General features: G+C 69.8%; 14 protein-coding genes and 1 pseudogene. 11 read left to right on the forward strand and 4 right to left on the reverse strand.

The annotated features are described in order from the left end of the window. Positions 1-26 precede the first annotated feature (26 nt). Positions 27-725 carry an HAD family hydrolase gene (locus tag ACWEN3_RS06355; RefSeq protein WP_452966372.1) on the reverse strand — a complete coding sequence of 233 codons (699 nt, stop codon included), beginning with the start codon at positions 723-725 and terminating at the stop codon, positions 27-29. 98 nt (positions 726-823) lie between these two features. Between ACWEN3_RS06355 and ACWEN3_RS06360 the strand changes: the two genes are divergently transcribed. Then, complete coding sequence (locus ACWEN3_RS06360) at positions 824-1,573, forward strand: helix-turn-helix domain-containing protein (RefSeq protein ID WP_452966374.1); 750 nt, start codon at positions 824-826, stop codon at positions 1,571-1,573. A gap of 7 nt (positions 1,574-1,580) precedes the next feature. Continuing rightward, on the forward strand, positions 1,581-2,048 hold the full coding sequence (locus tag ACWEN3_RS06365) for an NUDIX hydrolase (RefSeq protein WP_452966377.1): 468 nt from the start codon (positions 1,581-1,583) through the stop codon (positions 2,046-2,048). Between the two features lie 4 nt (positions 2,049-2,052). On the opposite strand, the gene ACWEN3_RS06370 is transcribed toward ACWEN3_RS06365, so the two are convergent. Continuing rightward, the gene (locus ACWEN3_RS06370) at positions 2,053-2,670 is read right to left on the reverse strand and encodes an HD domain-containing protein (protein ID WP_452966380.1); all 618 of its coding nucleotides are present in this window, start codon (positions 2,668-2,670) and stop codon (positions 2,053-2,055) included. A 369-nt stretch (positions 2,671-3,039) separates the two neighbouring features. Here ACWEN3_RS06370 and ACWEN3_RS06375 point away from each other — a divergent pair. The 6 genes and pseudogenes from ACWEN3_RS06375 to ACWEN3_RS06400 form a co-directional block, all read left to right on the forward strand. Then, positions 3,040-3,536: pseudogene (locus ACWEN3_RS06375) on the forward strand (OB-fold nucleic acid binding domain-containing protein); the annotation flags it as partial. A gap of 25 nt (positions 3,537-3,561) precedes the next feature. Then, positions 3,562-3,999 (forward strand): nucleotidyltransferase domain-containing protein, encoded by a 438-nt coding sequence (locus ACWEN3_RS06380; RefSeq protein ID WP_452966383.1) that lies wholly within the window; start codon positions 3,562-3,564, stop codon positions 3,997-3,999. Positions 4,000-4,098: 99 nt separating this feature from the next. Next, a complete protein-coding gene (locus ACWEN3_RS06385) occupies positions 4,099-5,724 on the forward strand; it encodes a TIGR02677 family protein (RefSeq protein WP_452966385.1) in 1,626 nt (541 codons plus the stop codon). Continuing rightward, positions 5,721-7,046, forward strand: a complete 1,326-nt coding sequence (locus ACWEN3_RS06390; RefSeq protein WP_452966387.1) for a TIGR02678 family protein — start codon at positions 5,721-5,723, stop codon at positions 7,044-7,046. The genes ACWEN3_RS06385 and ACWEN3_RS06390 overlap by 4 nt, the downstream gene beginning before the upstream one ends. After that, complete coding sequence (locus ACWEN3_RS06395) at positions 7,043-11,281, forward strand: TIGR02680 family protein (protein WP_452966390.1); 4,239 nt, start codon at positions 7,043-7,045, stop codon at positions 11,279-11,281. Before ACWEN3_RS06390 ends, ACWEN3_RS06395 begins: the two co-directional genes overlap by 4 nt. Further along, positions 11,278-12,549: a TIGR02679 family protein gene (locus ACWEN3_RS06400; protein ID WP_452966392.1), complete on the forward strand. Its 1,272-nt coding sequence runs from the start codon at positions 11,278-11,280 to the stop codon at positions 12,547-12,549. Before ACWEN3_RS06395 ends, ACWEN3_RS06400 begins: the two co-directional genes overlap by 4 nt. A gap of 390 nt (positions 12,550-12,939) precedes the next feature. Here the strand turns inward: ACWEN3_RS06400 and ACWEN3_RS06405 are convergent, their stop codons facing one another. Together ACWEN3_RS06405 and ACWEN3_RS06410 are read right to left on the reverse strand one after the other, a co-directional pair. Next, positions 12,940-13,353: an NUDIX hydrolase gene (locus tag ACWEN3_RS06405; protein WP_452966394.1), complete on the reverse strand. Its 414-nt coding sequence runs from the start codon at positions 13,351-13,353 to the stop codon at positions 12,940-12,942. Beyond that, a complete protein-coding gene (locus ACWEN3_RS06410; RefSeq protein ID WP_452966397.1) occupies positions 13,350-14,009 on the reverse strand; it encodes an NUDIX hydrolase in 660 nt (219 codons plus the stop codon). The genes ACWEN3_RS06405 and ACWEN3_RS06410 overlap by 4 nt, the downstream gene beginning before the upstream one ends. A gap of 1,243 nt (positions 14,010-15,252) precedes the next feature. Here ACWEN3_RS06410 and ACWEN3_RS06415 point away from each other — a divergent pair. The 3 genes from ACWEN3_RS06415 to ACWEN3_RS06425 all read left to right on the forward strand — a co-directional run. Then, positions 15,253-15,621, forward strand: coding sequence for a transposase (locus tag ACWEN3_RS06415; protein ID WP_452966399.1), 369 nt, complete (start codon positions 15,253-15,255; stop codon positions 15,619-15,621). 468 nt (positions 15,622-16,089) lie between these two features. Continuing rightward, positions 16,090-17,703 (forward strand): MFS transporter, encoded by a 1,614-nt coding sequence (locus ACWEN3_RS06420; RefSeq protein ID WP_452966402.1) that lies wholly within the window; start codon positions 16,090-16,092, stop codon positions 17,701-17,703. Between the two features lie 42 nt (positions 17,704-17,745). Further along, the coding region (locus ACWEN3_RS06425; protein ID WP_452966404.1) for an FAD-dependent monooxygenase at positions 17,746-19,198 on the forward strand (1,453 nt) is incomplete at its 3' end.

A 19,198-nucleotide genomic window follows, 5' to 3' on the forward strand; every position in this document is an offset into this window, starting at 1 on the left:
TTCTTACGGACGTCCTGGGACGTTTCTCAGCAGGCGGCGTGCGTCAGCGACCGGAGGTGACGCATCAAGGCGGCGACGTCCGTGAGATCGGTGAGCACGGTGCCCGCGCCGGCCGCCCTCAGTTCGTCCGCGCTGTGGACGCCAGAGGCCACGCCGATCACATGCGCACCGGAGTCGAGGGCGGCTTGGACGTCACGCGGCGTATCACCGATGAGGACCACCGGCGTGTCTGGTGGCGTGCCATAAGCCGCCCGCACACGGGACCGGGCGACGTCGACCAGGTCCGCCCGGTCCGTCGCGTCCGCTCCATACGCTCCGCACTCGATGTCGACCAGACCGTCCAGTCCAAAAGCCCTGAGCTTGACACGGGCGTTCGCCCGGACGTTCCCGGTGAGGACCGAGGAGATCATGCCGGGCTCGGCCGCCACCGCGGCGAGCGCCTCGCGGGCACCGGGAAGTGCCCGGCCACGACGGGCGAGATCAGCCTCCCGTGCCGCGCCGGCGGCCTCCAGGGCGGGCTGGATCAACCCCCACTCCGGGGGCTCCATCCCATGGTCGCGGAACATCCCGCCGAGGATCAGCCGGTCGGTCCGGCCCTCGGTGCGGGCAGGATGGTCAGCGGCACGGCCGGCGACGTCTTCGAATGCGGCGGCGTAGATCTCCTTGCTGACGCCGGCGTTCTCGATGAGGGTGTGGTCGATGTCCCAGAGCACGATCAGTGGCACCGGTCCAGCGTAGGCGTACGAACAGTTCCGGCCACAACCGCGTCCAGCGGGCTCATCGCACTTGCGGCCTGCGGTCATGGTCCGGTTGGCTTGCCTGAGTGAATGAGCGACTGCGTTCCGCACTCGTGCAACGTGGCCTGACTGTGGAGGAGTTGGCCGAAGCCTGCTCCGTGGATCCCAAGACCGCCAGCCGGTGGGTCGGGGGCCGAGTCCCTCACCGCCGGCACCGTTGGACGGTCGCGAACCTGCTGCGGGTCGACGAGACATACCTGTGGCCCGACAGCGGCCAGGGGGCTCAGCGGCTCGGCGCGGCCCGCTCGGAACTCGTCGACACTTATCCCAACCGGGCGAGCGTCCCACGCGATGTGTGGTTCTCCCTGCTGCTGAGCGCCATGAAGCAGGTTGACGTGCTTGTGTTCTCTGGCACCTTCTTCGCGCAGACGAACCCGCACATCGCGAGCATGCTCCAGGAAAGGGCGCAGGCGGGCGTGCGCGTCCGGCTGTGTTTCGGTGATCCGGACGGGGAGGCGGTCCGTGTCAGGGGCAGGGAGGAGGGCATCGGAGACACGCTCGCGGCCAAGATCAAGGCGTCCCTCACCTACTACTGCGACCTCGTGGGCTACCCAGGCTGTGAGGTGCGCCTTCACGACACGACGCTCTACAACTCGATCTTCCGATACGACGACCACCTTATGGTCAACCCGCACATCTGGGGCCAGCCGGCCAGCGCCAACCCGCTTCTCCAGCTCCGCAATACCGACGGCGGGGAGTGGTTCCAGCGGTACAGCGACAGCTTCGAGGCCGTGTGGGCATCCGCGCGCCCCTGGGCGCCCGACAGGCAGGAGTAGCACCACCGTGGGCAGGACCGAGTATTACCACGACCCCAAGGCCCCCAAGGCCAACACCCTCATCCCCGCCAGCAACCTGCTCGTGATCAACGACGAAGGCGCCATCCTCCTCCAGCGACGCCGCGACACCGGCCAGTGGGCCCTGCCCGGCGGCGCCCAGGACATCGGCGAGACACCGGCCCAATGCGCCGTGCGCGAGTGTGAGGAGGAGACCGGCATCGTCGCCGAGGTCACCGGCTTCCTTGGTGTCTACTCCAACCCGGAGCACATCATTGAGTACACCGACGGCGAGATCCGGCAGCAGTACGAGGCCGTGTACATCGGCCGCCCCGTCGGCGGCAAGCCGACCGTCAACGACGAGGCCGACGGCGTGCGGTGGGTCCAGCCGGACGACCTTCACACGCTCGACATCCACCCGAGCATGCACGAGCAGCTCGGCCACTACCTCACCGGGGCGTATCCGTACCTCGGATGACGACTTACGCTCCCAGCTGGACGCCGGCCTCGGCCGCAGCCGCCCGCACTCGATCCACGCTCGCGTGGATGTGCGGCGCGGCCCGGCGGATGAAACGTCCCACCACGCTGTCCTCCCCATAGCGGTCCAAGATCTCCCGCAGCCGCTCTTCTGACGTCGTCCGCAGGCCGTCCGGCGTCGTCGTCATGTCGCAGTAGACCAGCGCATCGACGAGCAGCGAATCATTCAGGAGGGGGAACTCAGCGGCCAGCTCGTCGCGCAGGCCGCGCTCCTCGGCTTCCAGGAGGGCGTAGGTGTGGTTCGCCACCAGCCTGACAACCCGCTCGTCCGCCGCGTGTGCGTCCCTCAGGTAGCGGGCTCCGTCCAGCGGATGGAATCCGGTCTCGACAAGCGGGGGCGCATAGCCGATGTCGTGGAGCACCGCCGCGGATTCCAGGACCTCGGCGTCGTCGCCGACCAGCGGCGTCAGCGTCCGGGCACAGGCGGCAACGCCCTGCGTGTGTGCCCATCTGCGCGCAAGACTGTCCCGCAACAGCTCGCCAGCCAGCTCATACGCCCAGTCGACTTCTGTCGTCCCCACGCGGGGAGGATATGGCAGCAACTTCGCCGACGTCTGGTCCATCCACGGTCGTGCACGACACGGAAGCACGCACGCTGAGGGAGTCACCAAGGGGTTTCTCGATTGCGGACGCGATCACGGCGTTCGTATCCTTCCTGGCAACGCGTGGACGGAGACGAGTAGCCAGGGACCACGCGAGCAGAGAGAGCGGCCGGCAGCTGGGAAGGCGGTCTCGCGCCCCGAGGCGAAGACCCTCCCGAGCGCGGGGAGGACCGGCCCCCTGTGGTGTGCCCAGTGCCTCGCCGGCCGGCCCCCGTCACCGGGCCCGAACGAGGCCGCCACCTGGTGGCGGTGAAAGTGCGGTGGTATCGCGAGCTGCCCTTCTCGCCCGCACTCCCAAGGGATCACGACGATGTCCTTCGGAGGACCGCAATGATCCAAAGCCGCGTACACGTCTCCGACCTGCAAGAACACGTCGGCCGTACCGTCACCGTCTGCGGCTGGGTGAACACCCTGCGCCTGCAGAGCAAGACGCAATTCCTCGCCGTACGCGACGGAACCGGCATGGTGCAGGTGACCCACAAGCGTGACAACGGGCCGCTGGAGGCCCGGCTCCAAGCCCTCACTCCCGAATCCGCCGTCAAGATCACCGGACGGGTCGTGGACGCCGCCCAGGTCAAGCACGGCAGCCTGGAGATCGTGCCAGAGGCCGTCGAGGTCCTGAACCCGGCCGCCACCCCGCTGCCGATCGACGAGCAGACGGGGAGATCGAGCACCGGCTGGACTGGCGTTTCCTGGACGTGCGCCGCCGTCCCGCCGCCCAGTTGATGTTCGCCGTGCAGACCACCCTGGAACAGGGGATGCGCGAGTCCGCCTACGCGCAGGGCGCCACGGAGATGCACACCCCCAAGCTCATGGCGCTGGGTGCCTGCTCGTCCCGAAGACCTGGCCGTGATGTTCGCCGGAGCCGACTTCCCGTGGTGGATCGCCGGCGGGTACGCGATCGAACTCGCCGTCGGTCGCGAGCTACGCCCGCACGGTGATCTCGACGTCCTGGTCCTCCGCCGCGACCAACCACTCGCGCGAGAGATGCTGAGCGACTGGGACATGCACGTTGCGGACCCGCCTGGCGCGGGGCGCTTTCGTCCCTGGCGTCCGGGAGAGACGCTTGAAGTGCCCCTCCACGACATCTGGTGCAGACGCACCCGAGACGCCCTGGTCGGTGCAGCTCATGCTGGACGAGGCCGAGGGCGGCCAGTGGGTCTCGCGGGGCACCCCACGGGTCCGACTTCCGCTCGGGCGAGTGGGACGGAGGAGTCCGACCGGAATCCCTTACCTTGCGCCCGAGGTGCAGCTCTTCTACCCAACGCCTGGCTTCGAGCCTGCCGCTGACGGAGCGGTCGACAATGGACCGAGTTGTTGCCTGCCAGCGTCGGGAGATTTTCAGCCACACACCGATAGCCATCGAACGCTCCGCGTAACCTCACAGGCATGGAGGCCCACGCACGCGGCGCAGCCCAGGACGCCCACGACGAAGCACGCCGCCGGCTGGACGCGTACTCCTACCTCAGCGCCCCCGAGCGGCTGGAGTACCTGGCGATCATGCGTGTCTTCTGCGGGACCCTGCTGGCGGACCTGGCCGCACCGGATGTCCTGGCCAAGCTGCGCCAGGCCGGCGGCCCTGCCGCCGGGCTCGACGCCGACACCCTCACCGACCGACTGGAACGGCTGGTGAAGTGGGGCAACCTGCTGCGCAGCAGCCACACGGTGAAGGCGTCCAGTATCAGCGAGTACCAGCGGTCCCGCGCGCGCTACCAGTTGTCGAAGCTGGGCGAGCGCATCCAGCGGGACGCCGATGGTGTCCTGGCCGAGGCGGACGCCGCCCGGGAGGTGAGCAACGAGCTGCTCGCCCTGGTCGAGCGCGGGCTCAGGGAGCTGGCCGAGCTCGTGACCGCGCCCGGCGGCATCGAACCGCAGAACGGGCTGGAGCGGGTCAGCACGCTGTTCGTGCAGTTCACCGAGTTCGCGGATTCCATCCGGGACTTCTACGCCTACCTCGGCCAGGTGCTGGCCCGGTACGACCTGGACAGCGCCGAGTACCAGGGGTTCAAGGAGCTGCTCCTCGACTACGTCGAGGCGATCACTGAAGACGTGGCGTTCCGCGCGCCCCGGATCTCGGCGGCACTGGACAAGCTGTGGCCGCACATCCCGGGTCTGCTGGCCCGGCTGGACGCCCACGCACAGGGCCTCACCGGCCTGTCACCGCAGAGCGACGGCCGACTGGAGACACGGGTGCAGCGCAGCCGTGGGCGCGAGTTCACGGACTGGGAGGGCCTGCGCGGCTGGTTCAGCGACACCGACGGACAGGGCAGCCAGGTCGATCAACTGCGGGACGCCACCCTGCGCGCGTTGCAGTCGCTGCTCGCCAACGCCAAGCGGATGCTGCGGTCGGCAACCGGGGAGATGTCCCGGCGCACGGACCTGCTGCGGCTGGCCCAGTGGTTCGAGGAAGCGGCGCCGCAGGACGCACATGACATCGCCGTCGCCGCCTTCGGGCTGTATGGCGCCCGTCATCTGGGCATACCCCCGGCCACCGACGAGGTGGTGCCCGCCTACACGAGCTGGTGGACCGGGCCGGTGGTCGAGGTGCCGGTGGCCCTGCGGGAAAGGGGCAGCCGCGCCCAGCGGGGCCGGACGTCCGCGGTGGAGGACCACTCCGCGCAGAAAAGGCGGCTGCGGGAGGCAGCCCGTGAGCGGGCGGCGGCCAGGGCAGCGGCGGCGGACGAACTGCGCAGTGCCTCAGGCCGGTTCGCCGAGGTGCGTCTCACCTCTGCAGCGCTCGGTCTGCTCCTTGAGCTGCTGGCCACCGCACTCGGGAATGCGCAGTTGAGGCTTCGCGCCGGCACGGACGGGGTGGACGCGACGGAATTCGACCTCGACCAGGCGCACAGCGAGGACGCCGAGCTGGGAATCCGGCTCACCGTGCGGCGCACGGCGGGCGCCCGGTGCGTCTTGCACTCGGTCGACGGCGACCTGCTGCTGGACGACCTTGAGCTGGAGGTCGGCCGTACCTCCTCCGACGCGGCCGACGGCGATGTCGAGGTGAGCGTGTCATGACCCTCCCCTCGGCACACGACGTCGCCCTGGCCGCCGAGCGCCGCAGCGCCTCCCGGCTGCTGCTCGCCCATCCGCTGGTCACCTCGGACGGACCGCACGCCGACCTCTTCCCGCTGATCCGCAGGCACGCCGACTGGCTGGGCAAGCGGTTCCAGCAGGTGCTCGGCTACCGCCTGCTGGTCGACAGCTCCTACGCCCGGCTGTTCAAGGCGGGGTTGGGAGCAGGCGCGGGCCGCCGGCTGGAGCGCGCCACCGGCACCCCCTTCACCCCGCACACCTACGCCTGTCTCGCGTTGGCCCTGTCCGTGCTGGTGACCGCACCCGAACAACTGCTGCTTTCACAGCTGGTGGCCGACATCAGGGCCGCCGCGGCCGACGCGGAGATCGAGCTGGAGGAGACAGGTAGGGCGGCCGGGAAACGGACCTTGGTAGCGGCTCTGCGCCTGCTGGTCGAGTGGGGCGTCCTCATCGAGACCGAGGGCCATGTGGCCGCTCTCGCGCAGGATGCGGGCGGAGAGGCCCTGATCACAGTGGACCGCGAGCTGGCCCGTGTCGTCGTCGCCGGCCCGCTCGCCCAGGCCCGTGATGGCACCGACCTGGTCCGGCGGGCAGCGGACCCGGGGTTCGGCGGTCCTCGCACCTATGTGCGTCGGATGCTCGTCGAGACACCCGTCGTCTACCTGGACGAGCTGACCGACGCCGAACGCGACTGGTTGCGCACCCGGCAGCGCCGCGAAGCGCAGGCGTTCTCCGAACTTCTGGGCCTGGAGATGGAGATCCGCGCCGAGGGGGTGGCGCTGGTGGATCCAGAGGACGAGCTGACGGACCTGCACCTGCCTGGCACCGGGACGGTCGCGCAGGCCGCGCTGCTGCTGGTGGAACGGCTCGTGGAGCGCCTTCGGCCGCAGGAGCCCGGACACCCGGCGACCGGAGGGACGCTCGTCATCGGCGTGGCTGTCCCGGACGGCCTGGTGGACGAACTGCTGGCCGAACTGGTCGCCGAGTACGGACAGCGCAGCAACTGGCAGCGCGGCTACCTGGAGGACATCCCCGCCTTGCGGGAGGCCGTGCTGGACCTGCTGAGCCGCATGCGGCTGATGGCCCGCACCGGTCGGCTGCGTGCCGACGGAGACGGCCTGCCTGAGGGGTACGCCGAAGAGGCACCGGAGGGACGCACCGTGACCGATGTCCGCAGGGCACGTCCTGGCGGTGACAGCTGGGTGCTGCTGGCCGCGGCGGCACGCTACGCCACCCACGTGACCGTGCGCCCGGCCACCGCAGCCGGCAAGGGCGCCGACGTTCAGGAGGAGTTGCCGCTGTGACCACCGATGCGCGTGGCCTCATTCCCCTGCCGCGTTCCGGCCCCACCACCACCGCCCGCACCCGCTTCCGGCTGCACCGCGCGGGCATCCAGAACGTCTGGCAGTACGACGAGCAGGAGTTCGCCTTCGGCGACGGACGGCTGCTCCTGCGCGGCAAGAACGGCGCGGGCAAGTCCAAGGCCCTGGAAATGCTGCTCCCGTATCTGCTGGACGGCGACTCACGGGCACTGGACGCGACGGGCACCGGCCGGACCACTCTTGCCTGGCTGATGCTGGACGGGTTCGAGCAGACCAACCGTCTCGGCTACCTGTGGGTGGAGTTCCGGGGCACGACCGACGGCGGCGACCATCGCCACCTCACCCTCGGCGCCGCCATCCGCGCCTCGAAGTCGACGCAGAAGGCGCTGCCGGCGTTCTTCGTCACCCCGCTGCGCGTCGGTGAGGACCTGCACCTGGTCGAAGACGGAAAGCCCCTGCCGGTCGACCGGCTCAAGGAGATCGTCGGCTCCGACAACGTCACCGACCGCGCGGTCGTCCACCGCTCGCGGGTGGCCCGGGAACTGTTCGGCATCACTGACGCAACCCGCTACCGCAACCTCACCCAGCTCCTCCACCGGCTGCGGCGGCCCACCGTCGGGGACCGTATCGAGCACGGTGGACTTGCTTCCCTGCTGAGCGAGACCTTGCCGGGACTCGACGAGGACGTGGTCGAGAAGGTCGCGCGCAACCTCCACGACCTCGACGCCGTACGCGACGAACTCGGCCGCCTGGAGCGCACCGATACGGCGCTGCGCACCTTCCTCACCAGTTACCGCGGCTACCTGTCCGGTGTCCTGCGCACCTCCGCGCAGGCGGTGAGCCGGGAGCTGGAGATCCTCGCGCAGCGACGCCGGGCGACCGGAGACGCCGCACAGCGGACCAGAGAGCTGAGGACGCAGGAGGAGGAGTCAGAAGCCCGGCTGAAGACCCTGCGCGAAGAGGAAGAAGCCGCCCGGACCGACCTCGCCGCCCTGCACGCCAGCCACGCCTACCGCAGCCTGCGCGAACTGTCGGAACGCCGAAGCACGGTCGAGGCGCTGCACACCGCCGCCGTCTCCGCCTTCACCACCCTCAGCAACGCACACGGCGCAGAGGAGGGCGCAGCCGAGCGCCTGGCCGACGGTGTCGACCACCTCGGGAGCCGGCTAGCCGAACTGGGCACTGAACACCGGGAACTGCTGACGCAGGCGGAGAAGGCCGGACTTCCCACCGGCCATCTCGGCGAGGCAGTCGCCCTGCCTCGCACGGTTCGCTCCCAGGCCGGCGAGGCGGAGCTGACCGCTCCGGACGGGGAGACGCACATCGTGCAGCACCGGTCGGCCGTCCGTGTGGACACGGCGGCGGTGCAGGACGGACTGCGGTCCTGGCAGGGGCAGCTGGAAGACGCCGAGACGGTCGTGAAGAACCGGACCCGGATGGTCCAGGAGGTGACGCGTCTCACCGCGCAGGCCGAGAAGGCCCGAAGCCGGGCGGAGCAGGCCGACACCGAGCGGGAATGGCTGGAGGGCGAGGCAGAAGACGCCGCCGGCCGTCTCGGCGCCGGCCGCGAGAAGGTCGCCGAGGCGAGCGGTGCTTATGCCCGCCGGGTCGTCGAATGGGTCACCCGCACGCGAGCCGCCGTCGGGTCCGACTGCCCGCCGCTGGATGCCGTCCAAGTGGTGCTCACCTTCGAGGGCTCCGCCGACGCCCCGTTCGCGGACCGCACGCTCCCGCCCGACACCGACAGCCAGGCGTGGCAGGCCGCCCATGCCGCACTGGAGCCGTACAGCGAGGAACTCACCAGACGCCGCGACGCCCTCGCACTCACCGTCGGCCGGCTCGATGAGGAACTCGACCGCCTGGCGAGTCAGAAGCGTGACTGGGAGCGACGTACGGATCCCGAGCCGCCGGTCCCCCACCACCGCGTCGCCGAAAGGACACCGGGCACCGGAGCGCCCTTCTACCGGCTCGTGGACTTCGTGGATGATCTGAGCCCCGCGCATCGGGCCGGTCTGGAAGCAGCGCTGGAAGCCAGCGGAATCCTGGACGCGTGGGTCGGCGCAAACGGCGCCCTTGTCGATCCCCGCACTCGTGACACTCTGCTGCGTCCAGGCCCCGCGCTGCCGGATGGGCCGACCCTCGCCTCGGCCTTGCGCCCAGCGCCGCAACCGGCGTGTGGAGTCACGTCCGAGCAGGTGGAACACCTGCTGGCCACTATCGCGCTCGCACCGGCCGAGGAAACGACCGCTCATGACGCGGTGGACTACGACGGAAGCTGGCGTCTGGGCATCCTCAGCGGCCGGCACCACAAGAGTGACGCCGAGTACGTAGGAGCCGCTGTACGTGCCGAGACCCGACGGCGCATCCTGGCCGAGCTGGAACAGCAGCTCACGCAGACGGAGCAGCGACTGGCCGACGCCCGTCACGAACTCACCGAGGCCGACGCCCGGCGTCGGGCTCTCAGGCTCGCGGAACAGGACTTCCCCCGGGCACGCGGTCTCGCCGATGCCTGGAGCAGAGTGGAGTCGGACGAGAGGAGACTGCGTGACCTGACCGCCAAGGCCACCCGCGCGGCACGGCTGGCCGAGGAGGCCCGCGCCCTCGCCGTAGCCGCCCGCGCCGAGGCGGACGCCACCGCCACCGCTCATGACCTGTCTAGCGACCCCGCCGAGCTGGAACGCGTACGCACCGCGCTGGCTGCCCTTCTCACCGGCATCGGGCATCTTCGCCGAGCGATCGGCAGCACGGGCGAGCGGCTCGGCACCCATCACGCCGATGCCGAGCGATACGAACGCGCCCGTGCAGAACGCCTGGCTGCGGAGGAGAACTACCGGCTTCGCCTCAGCGGGCTGCGTACCGCGCAACAGGACCTGCGCACCCGCGAGGAGGCCATCGGGGCGACCGAAGAAGAGATCCTCACCCGCGAGCAGGAAACCAGACAGCGCATCGCGCACGCCGCCCAAGCCGTCCCGGCAGCACAACGTATCCGGAACGATCTGCACGACCGGCGCGTGCGCGCGGAAGAAGAGGAGAAGCGCCTGCGCGAGGACCTGACCGCCCAGGAGACGGCAGTTATCGCAACCGGCGGCGCCCTTCGCAGCGCACTCGGCCGACCGGAGGTGGTGCGCGGCGCCGGGCTGGACCGGTCCTCACTGCCCGAGGACGTGGTGGACGATCCCGGCTCGGACGTCCGCAGCCGTCTGCGCGCGCTCCAGGCACTGGCCGACGCGGTACAGCAGGCCCTCGGCCGCCCGAAAGGCGAGGTGTCGGACAGCACCCTGCTCAACCGGCACACCGACCTGCGCGACCAGCTGGCCGGCGGTTACGACGCGCAACTGGAGGAACGCGAAGGGATCAAGGTATGCCGCCTGATCGACGACCACGGCTCCCACGACGTCGCGGCCGTGGGCGAGCGGATCGCCGTCCAGGCGGCAGAGGCCCGGGGACGGCTCACCGAGCGCGAACGTGAGGTGTTCCAGCGGTTCCTGACCGGCGAGCTCGGCGACCATCTCTCGGCCCAGGTCATCACCGCGGCGAACCTGGTCGCGGCTCTCAACGACACCCTGCGGACCGTACGCACCTCCCACGGTCTCGGCGTGGAGCTGCTGTGGAAACTGGACGAGGATGTGGACGCCGACGTGCGGGCGGCCGTGGAGCTGCTGCGCAGCCCGTCGAGCCTGCGCACGCGTGAGCAGACCGAGCAGCTCCGCGAAGTGCTGCAACGCCGGATCGAGGATGCCCGACGGGCCGATCCCTCAGCCGGTTACGCAGCCCATCTGCGGACCGCGCTGGACTACCGTGACTGGTACCGCTTCCACACCTTCGTGGTCGAGGACGCCGCCCAGGGACGCAGGCGGAAACTGACCAGCCGCACCGGGCTCAGCCAGGGCGAGCAGCGGGTGCTCTCCTACCTGGTGCTCTTCGCTGCGGCCGCCGCCCACTTCACCAGCCTCGCCGAGTCGGCACCACACGCGCCGCGGCTGATCCTGCTCGACGACGCCTTCGCCAAGGTCGACGAACCCACCCACGGGAGGTTGGGGCGGATCCTCGTCGACCTCGATCTCGACTTCGTCCTCACCAGCGAACGGCTCATGGGCAACTGGCCTGAGGTGCCGTCCCTGCACATCTACGAGTGCCTCCGTGATCCCCATGTGCGCGGGATAGCCACCCTGCACTACACCTGGAACGGCCGGCACCGGCGTCTGGTGTCCGTATGAGCAAGCTGCCCGCGGCGACACAGGACTGGCTGGCCGGTCCCGGGCTCACCCGGCTTTGGCAAGCGGTACGCAAGCGCCTGGAAAGCAATGGCGTGCAGGCCACCGGTTCCCTCCGGCTGACCTCGGTGAGCACCCAGGAACGCAACGACCTGTCGCTCCTTCTGGGCAAGCCCTTCACAGGTGCTGCCGTGACTGTGCGCCTCGATACGCTCGACACGCGGCTGCGCGCCTCGGCGGCCGGACTCGGTCTCGGAGAGGTGCTGGAGGAACTGGGCCCTCCGCTCACCGACCGCCGTGCCGTCCGCGCGGGCATCACGGCACGGCGCGAGCAGGTCTGGTCGGCGCTTGCCTCGGCGCTGGACGCCTCTCCGCTCGCCGGTCAGGGGTGGACCGGCCAGTGGAACGACCTGCTCCGCCGTAACGGCGTCCCAAGAGGATTGACACCTGAAACGGCGATACGAACGCTTCGGCAGGCTGTCCAAATCCTCGTCCTCCTGCTCGGCACGGAGGGGGGTGGCACCCGAGGCCGAGGAGAACTCGCCGCCCTGGCGACCGGGTCCGCGCACGGTCTGGACGATGGCACCTGGCTCGCGCGCCTCGTCCAACGCGGCATCGCCCTCGCCTACGACACCGAGTTTCCCGGCGACGCGGCCGGCCGACGCGCTCTGTGGCGTCTGGTGGCCGTCACACCGGACGAGGTCTCCAGCACCGTGCTGACGTACGGGCTGCGGCCCGTCGGTGGGGGCTGGCGGGAGCAGGCCCTGAGGCAGCGGGCCGACCATCACGCCGAAGCCCACCTCACCTCCCGGGACCTGCGCGACCTGCAACTGCAACTGCCTGCCGGAACAGTGATCCATATCTGTGAGAACCCACGCGTGGTGGAGGCTGCGGCGGACGCTGCCGGTGTCCACGCCCTGGTGTGCACCTCCGGCAGCGCCGCCACGGTGGTCCTCACGCTCCTCGATGCCCTCGCCGCCACCGGTTGCCGTTTCGCGTATCACGGCGATTTCGACTGGCCGGGCATCGCTCTGGCGAACCGGATCATCCGCCGCTACGGAGCCCAGCCATGGCGCATGGGCGCCGAGGACTACGAGCACCTGGCCGCTCGCAGCCAGGCAGATGGAATCCCTCAGCTGCCGCTCGACGGACAGCCCGTCAGCGCGGCCTGGGACGCAGGTCTCGCTCCTGCCATGACCGCCCTCGGCATCGCGCTCCACGAAGAGGTCACACTCGATCTCTTGGTGGACGACCTGTCGCGCCAGCCATAGAGACGTCGCCGCCGCGCCAACTCCGGCCAAAGCACGCTTGTGAACTCGGCAGCATGCCGCCCTGAGCCACAGCACGGAAACCCACCAAATGGCAAACGACCACAGACAGGTAAGAATCACTTGCGTACCCAGTCTGGTCACATGTCGTCATCCAGCGCACGCGCAAGCGATACCAAGGACGGCCACGCCAACATGGACCCCGCGGATGTGCACGAGAACACGGCGCAGCGGAAGGCGGAGCGTATGGCCAAGCTGACAGAGGAACAGCGTCGACAGCGAGCCGCCAAACCCGTGCTCTGAAGTCGAAGATCGCGGTGCGGGCTGCAGCTCGGCTGGGCCAGGGGCTTGTGTCGAGCAATACGAGCATGGTCCCTTGGTCCCCAAGGCCAGTCAGGAGATCAGGACCGCGTCCAGGTACTCCTGTACCGGCTCGAACAGCCCGTACGGCACATACTCCGAAATCTCGCCGTGGGTGACCCAAGCCAGTTCGGCCAGCTCCTCGGTGTCCGCAACGTACGCGGTTCCTCCCAGCACCTCGCAGGCCGTGTACGACATCAGCCGGCCCGTCTTCGGGTGAACCCGCTCGCCGAGCAGCTTCACGGCCGCCACGGTCAGTCCGGTCTCCTCCTGGGTCTCCCGCACAGCGGCGTCCTCGCGAGTTTCGCCGGGCTCGACCTCTCCAGCCGGGAACTGCCAGGAGAGCTGACCCTCGCTGACCCGGCGGCGCACCATAAGCACACGCCCCTCGTGCACGACGATGGCAGCGGCGATGCCCGGCCGCTCGTCCGTGTTCTGCTGCGTCACGTCTGCTCCTCCAGTGCAGCCAGGATGGGGGTGAAGATCGTATCGACGGGGATGAAGCGGGGCACCGTGTTTCTGGGCACCCACATGACGTCGATGTTCTCGGCCGCGTCGCTGTTCGTGGCCTCGCCGGCGAGGTACTCGCACAGGAAGTACTCGCACAGGACGCCAGTCACGGGGTGGAGCCGGCTCCCGAGGTGCTGCCGGACCGCGCAGTGGACACCCGTCTCGTCCAAGGTCTCCCGTACGGTGACGGTTTCCGCGTTGCCTCCCGGCTTGATGACCCCGGCCGGGAACTGCCATGTGATTCCAGCAGCGTCGTCGTCCCGGCGGCACACCAGCAGGACATCTCTGTCGCGGACGACCACTGCGATGGCCACCCGCAGCGCCTGCGCGCCAGGCGGCGTCGAGCCGGGCGGGGCCTGTTCCTTCGCCAGCAGGAGCGCGAAACGTTGTCGCGCGGCCACGGGGGCCTGCTCATAAGCAGTGTCGAGGAGCTGCTGCATCTCCCGGCGAGGCACGACGGACGCGTCGGAGTGCCATGCGGCCACAGTCCTCACAGCGATGCCCAGGTGGGCGGCGAACTGTTCGTTGCCGAGCCGTAGGGCGGATTGCAGCAGGCAGGCGTAACGGCCGCTCCAGCGCTCGATCACGTCCACAAGACTGCCCCCACGTTGCCGCTCCGGTGCAGGAATCCGCGCGTCGAAAGTGCACTCCCACTGCACTGGCGCTTCATGGTCGTGTGAGAAGAGCGCCGGAAGAATCGAAGTCACCAGGGGCCAAGCAACCTGCCGAAGGCTTCAGCCTCTGGGACGCGCATGAGAGGCGCGAAAGTGCCAGACGACCACAAGGAGATTCTAGGTGCGTACCCCCGGCGGATAGCAGATAAAGAGAAGTTGGCCGAATCGAGCCTCTCGGTCGGCTGATCGGTCACGCCATGGACAGGATTTGCCCGCCCGAGGCATTGCCCGCACGCCCGAACCGCTCTGCCAGCGCCGGTAACCTCAGCACATGACGGCTGATTGCTCGTCATGTTCGGGCGCTCTTGCTGAGCCCGGCTCCGGCGGTTAGCAAGCCGCTCCGATGCTCATCGGGCGAGTCCTGACCGGCCTGAGCGAGCTGTAGTCGAGACGATCAGGCGTTGCCAAGCGGCCCCTGTGCCCTTGAACAGCTTCACGACACTGCCGCTTGCTGCTGCCTGCCCGCGTAGAGAAGAGCACCTGCGCTGCGCAGGGAAGTCAAGACTGCGCCCTGGCACGGGCCGGATTACCGGCCCGGCCCGCAGGCCGAGGCCCTGCGGCAGATCATCGCGCAGAACTACTACCGCGACGCGACCGGCCGCCTGCGCTGGCGCACCGCCGACGACGGCGGGCTGCCGCCCTCCTCCTCGGCAATCGTCTCCCCCTACGACACCACGGCGCGCTACGTCCGCCATGGGCACATCATCAGCTGGAAGGGATTCGCCGCGCATGTCACCGAGACGTGTGCCTCCGGCGGCGTCAACGTGATCACGGACGTGGCCACCACATCGGCCTCCACGAACGACGGCCAGGCCCTGCCCGGTATCCACGCCCGCCTGGCGCGCCGGGGGCTGCTGCCCGCCGAGCACCTGGTCGACGGCGGCTACACCTCCCTGGTCCACCTGGAACAAGCCAAGCGGGAACACCGGGTCACCGTCAGCGGGCCGCTGCCGGGCAACCCCACCCGCCAGCACCGCAGGAACGAAGGCTTCGGCCGGGACGACTTCCACATCGACTTCGACCGCCGGCAGGTCACCTGCCCCCAGGGCCAGGTCAGCAAGGGCTGGCACGGCCCCTACCCGACGTCCTCGCCCACCGCCGCCCCACTGATCGTGGCACGGTTCACCAAGAGCCAGTGCCGTCCCTGCCCGGTCCGCACCCGGTGCACCACCACCGCCGACAGCGCCCGGACCGTGGGCTTTCCCCGCGAGAACTCCGTGACCTGCAACTCCGCGTCCGCACCGAGCAGCAGACACCGGAGTGGAAGGCCCGCTACGCCGTGCGTTCCGAAGTCGAGGGCACCATCAACGAGTTCGCTCACGAACACGGCATGCGCCACTGCCGCCACCGAGGACAGCCGAAAGCCCATCTGCAACACGTACTCACGGCCATCGCCGTGAACATCGAACGCCTCAGCAGCCAGCCAGCGACTGAGGGATCCTCTTCGCCGAAACCGCCGACCGCCTTCCAGACCTTCCTGGCCCAGCGCCGCATCCACCGGTCGAAGTCCTGGCGAACGCTAGGCAGTTGACCTCCACCGTTCCAAGATCCCGTACAGAGTCAAGCTAAGACGCCATCGTGTGCCCGGCCAGCGTCCAATCGGCTGTAACACCCGGGGGGGGTGGACACCCCGCGTGTTGCAGCACGTCGGCGAAGCCGGCACCTCGAACGCAGGAGCCGGAGGCGACTTCCGATCTGCTCTGGCTTACGAGGGGTACACAGCAGAGTTCGGACCTTTCCCTACCTGATCAAGGCGGCTCGCTCCGCTCACCGCGCGGCGCCCGGCCCTCGGCCGACCCTGTGCTCCAGCCTCCGTCCCGCTCCAGCCCGGCCGGCGCCCGTGTCGCGCCTGAGCATTCAGCCGCCTGATACCAGGGAGGGGGTATGCCCACTCCCCGTGCCGGCCCACGCCCATCACGGCGTCGCACCACGGCACCTACGGTCGACTACGATTCGTGATCGAGCAATCACTTAGGGTTGTATTGAAGGAGAAGCAATCGTGCCCGAGCACCCCCCCAACAGCCCGACCGGCCAGGCGCCGCTGCCCGTCACCGCTGTCGCGGAAGCCGCCGTCACGGGGGGCACAGCATCCGGGTCGCGCGGCGGGAACGTGCAGCCCGTGTACCCGAACCCGCGGGGCGCGATGGTGGCCATGTGCCTCACGCTGATCCTCATCGCCTCGTCCATGTCGGCTCTCAACCTGGCCCTGCCCCAACTGGCGCTCGACCTCGGCGCCTCCACCACGTCGTTGACGTGGATCGTCGACGGCTACACGGTGGTGCTCGCGGGCCTGGTGCTGCCGCTGGGCGCCCTCGGAGACCGCCACGGCCGCCGCGCGGTACTAGTCGGGGGCACGGCGGTGTTCGGAGCGGCGGCACTGACCGCGTCGTTCGCCTCGGGGAGCACCGAACTCGTGGCGTGGCGCATGGTCATGGGTCTGGGCGCGGCCATGATGATGCCCGGCACGCTGTCGACGATGACGGCCGTGCTGCCCGCCGACCAGCGAGCGCGCGGTGTGGCCGTGTGGGCCGGGTGCGCGGCCGGGGGCGTCGCCCTCGGGCTGCTCGCGTCGGGCGCATTGCTCGAGTGGTTCTCCTGGCGGTCAATCTTCACCGCCGCGGCTGCCGCCGCTCTCGTCACGGCCGTCGTGGCGGTGCTGTTCGCTCCGGAGACCCGGGAGGCGCGTCCCAGGGGTTTCGACGCGGCCGGAGCCGTGTGCACCTCGATCGCGCCGGGCGCGCTCGTCTTCGCGCTCATCGAGGGCAACGACGTGGGGTGGAGCGAGCCACGGGTTGTCGCGGCCCTGGTGGTCTCGGTGTTGGCCGCTGTCGCCTACGTCGTTCTCGGCCTGCGCGCTGACGAACCCCTGCTGGATCCACGGTTGTTCCGCATCCCTGGGTTCCGCGCGGGGTCAGTGACCATCGCAGCGCAGTTCCTCGCGGTGTTCGGGTTCTACTTCGTGGGGTTGCAGTACGTGCAACTGGTGCTGGGCTACCGTCCGCTGAAGGCGGGCCTGGCGCTGCTGCCGATCGGTCTAATCGTCGCGCCGGTGTCGCAGACGACGCCGCGTCTGGCCGCGCGCTTCGGCGTGCGCGCGGTCATGGTGACCGGCCTGCTGTTGCTGGGGTGCGGGCTCGTCGCGATGGCGTCACTGCACGCCGGATCTGGCTACCTGCCGTTCCTCGCCTGCCTTCTCGTGGCGGGGCTCGGCGTCGGGATGACGGGCGCGGTCGGCACGTCGGCCATCACCGGCTCGCTCACGCGCGACAAGCAGGGCGTCGCCTCGGCGGTGAACGACGTCACGCGCGAGGTCGGGGCGGCGGTCGGTATCGCGCTGATGGGCTCGGTGTTCGGCAATCGTTACCGAGCGTCTCTTCCGGAGGCGGTCTCGCGCCTGCCGCAGGACGCCGCCGAGGCCGTACGCCACTCGCCGGCGGGCGGTATCCATGTCGCCGTGCACGCCGGGCCGCAGGGCGCGGCGCTGGCTACCGGTGTGCGCGAGGCGTTCATGAGCGGCATGTCCGCTGCGTTGCTCGCGGCCGCGGTTGTCGTCGCGGTCGCAGCCTGCTCGCTCGTCCGCGCCCCCGGGCGGACCCGGCAGTCCGTCGACTAAGCCTCCTTTCGTCCCGATAAGCTCCACTCTGGGAGTTCCCCAATGACTACCTCTTCTCGACAGATCGACGTCCTCGTCGTGGGCGCGGGCCCGACCGGGCTCGCCTGCGCGATCCTGCTGGGCCGGGCCGGGATCAGAACCCACGTCGTGGCCCGGCACACGGGCACCGCGACCCATCCCAAGGCTCACGTCGTCAACGCCAGGTCCATGGAGATCCTGCGGCAGTGGGGTCTGTCCGCCGCTGTCGCCGAGGCCGCACTCCCGCCCGAGCGCGGCCTCGGCATGGGATGGATGACGCGCATGGCCGCGCGCGAACTCGGACGGCTCATGGTCGATGACGACCCCCAGACCCTGTACGCCGCGCTGAACGACTCGAGCGAGATCCTGCGTTCGTGTCCGCAGGACGTGCTGGAACCGCTGCTCCTGAAGGCGGCGACGGCAAGTTCCGACGTCACCGTGGAGTTCTCGACCGAAGTCCTGACCGTCGACCAGGACAGTGAGGGTGTCACCGCCCGCGCCCGCGCTGTACCGGACGGCGGCGAGCGCCTCTTCCGCTCGGCATACGTCATCGCGGCCGACGGCGCCCGCAGCGCGATCCGGCGGCACCTGGGCATCACCAACGACGAGTTCCAGGCGACCGCTCACATGATCGGCGTCCACTTCACCGCCGACCTCGCCGACTATCAGAGCGAGCGGCCGTTCATGCTGTGGTGGATCGTCAACCCGGACACCCAGGGCGTATTCGTCGCACTGGACGGCCGCCACCGCTGGACCTACATGTTCGGCTACGACCCCACGCGCGACATGCCCGGCGACTTCACCGGGGAACGCTGCGCGCGGATCATCCGCGACGCGGTGGGCGCACCCGGGTTCGACGTCCGGGTGCACGGCATCTTCCCGTGGCGCATGGAGACCGCGATCGCGCGCCGCTTCCACGACGGCCGGGTCTTCCTCGCCGGGGACGCCGCCCACCGGTTCCCGCCCACCGGCGGCTTCGGCATGAACACCGGTATCCAGGACGCCCACAACCTCGCCTGGAAACTCGCCCACGTGCTGCGCGGCACGGCCGGCGAGGGGCTGCTCGACACCTACGAGACCGAACGCCGCCCGGTGGCCGTCACCAACGCCCTCCAGAGCAAGGCCAACGCGGAGGGTCTGGCGTCCACGGGCGCCCTGCTCGCCGACCCGGAGTCGCTGCGCGCGGTGGAGGACGAGGGGTCCACCGAGGGCGAGGTACTGCGGGCGGGGATCGCCGCGGCCATCCCGGCGCAACGCGACCAGGCCTTGTTCAACGGCCAGACGTTCGGCTACCTCTACGAGTCCGCAGCCATCGTGGACGACGGCACCGAGGCGCCGGTATCGAGCGTGTCGGTCTACCGCCCCACCGCGCGCCCCGGCGCCCGAACGCGAGGGGGTGGCCCTGGGCGAGGGATCCCGGGCCGAACTGGCCCGGATGACCCGCAGGTGCGAGCTCTACCGGGAACTGGACGCGGCG

Source organism: Streptomyces sp. NPDC004561 (assembly GCF_053602155.1).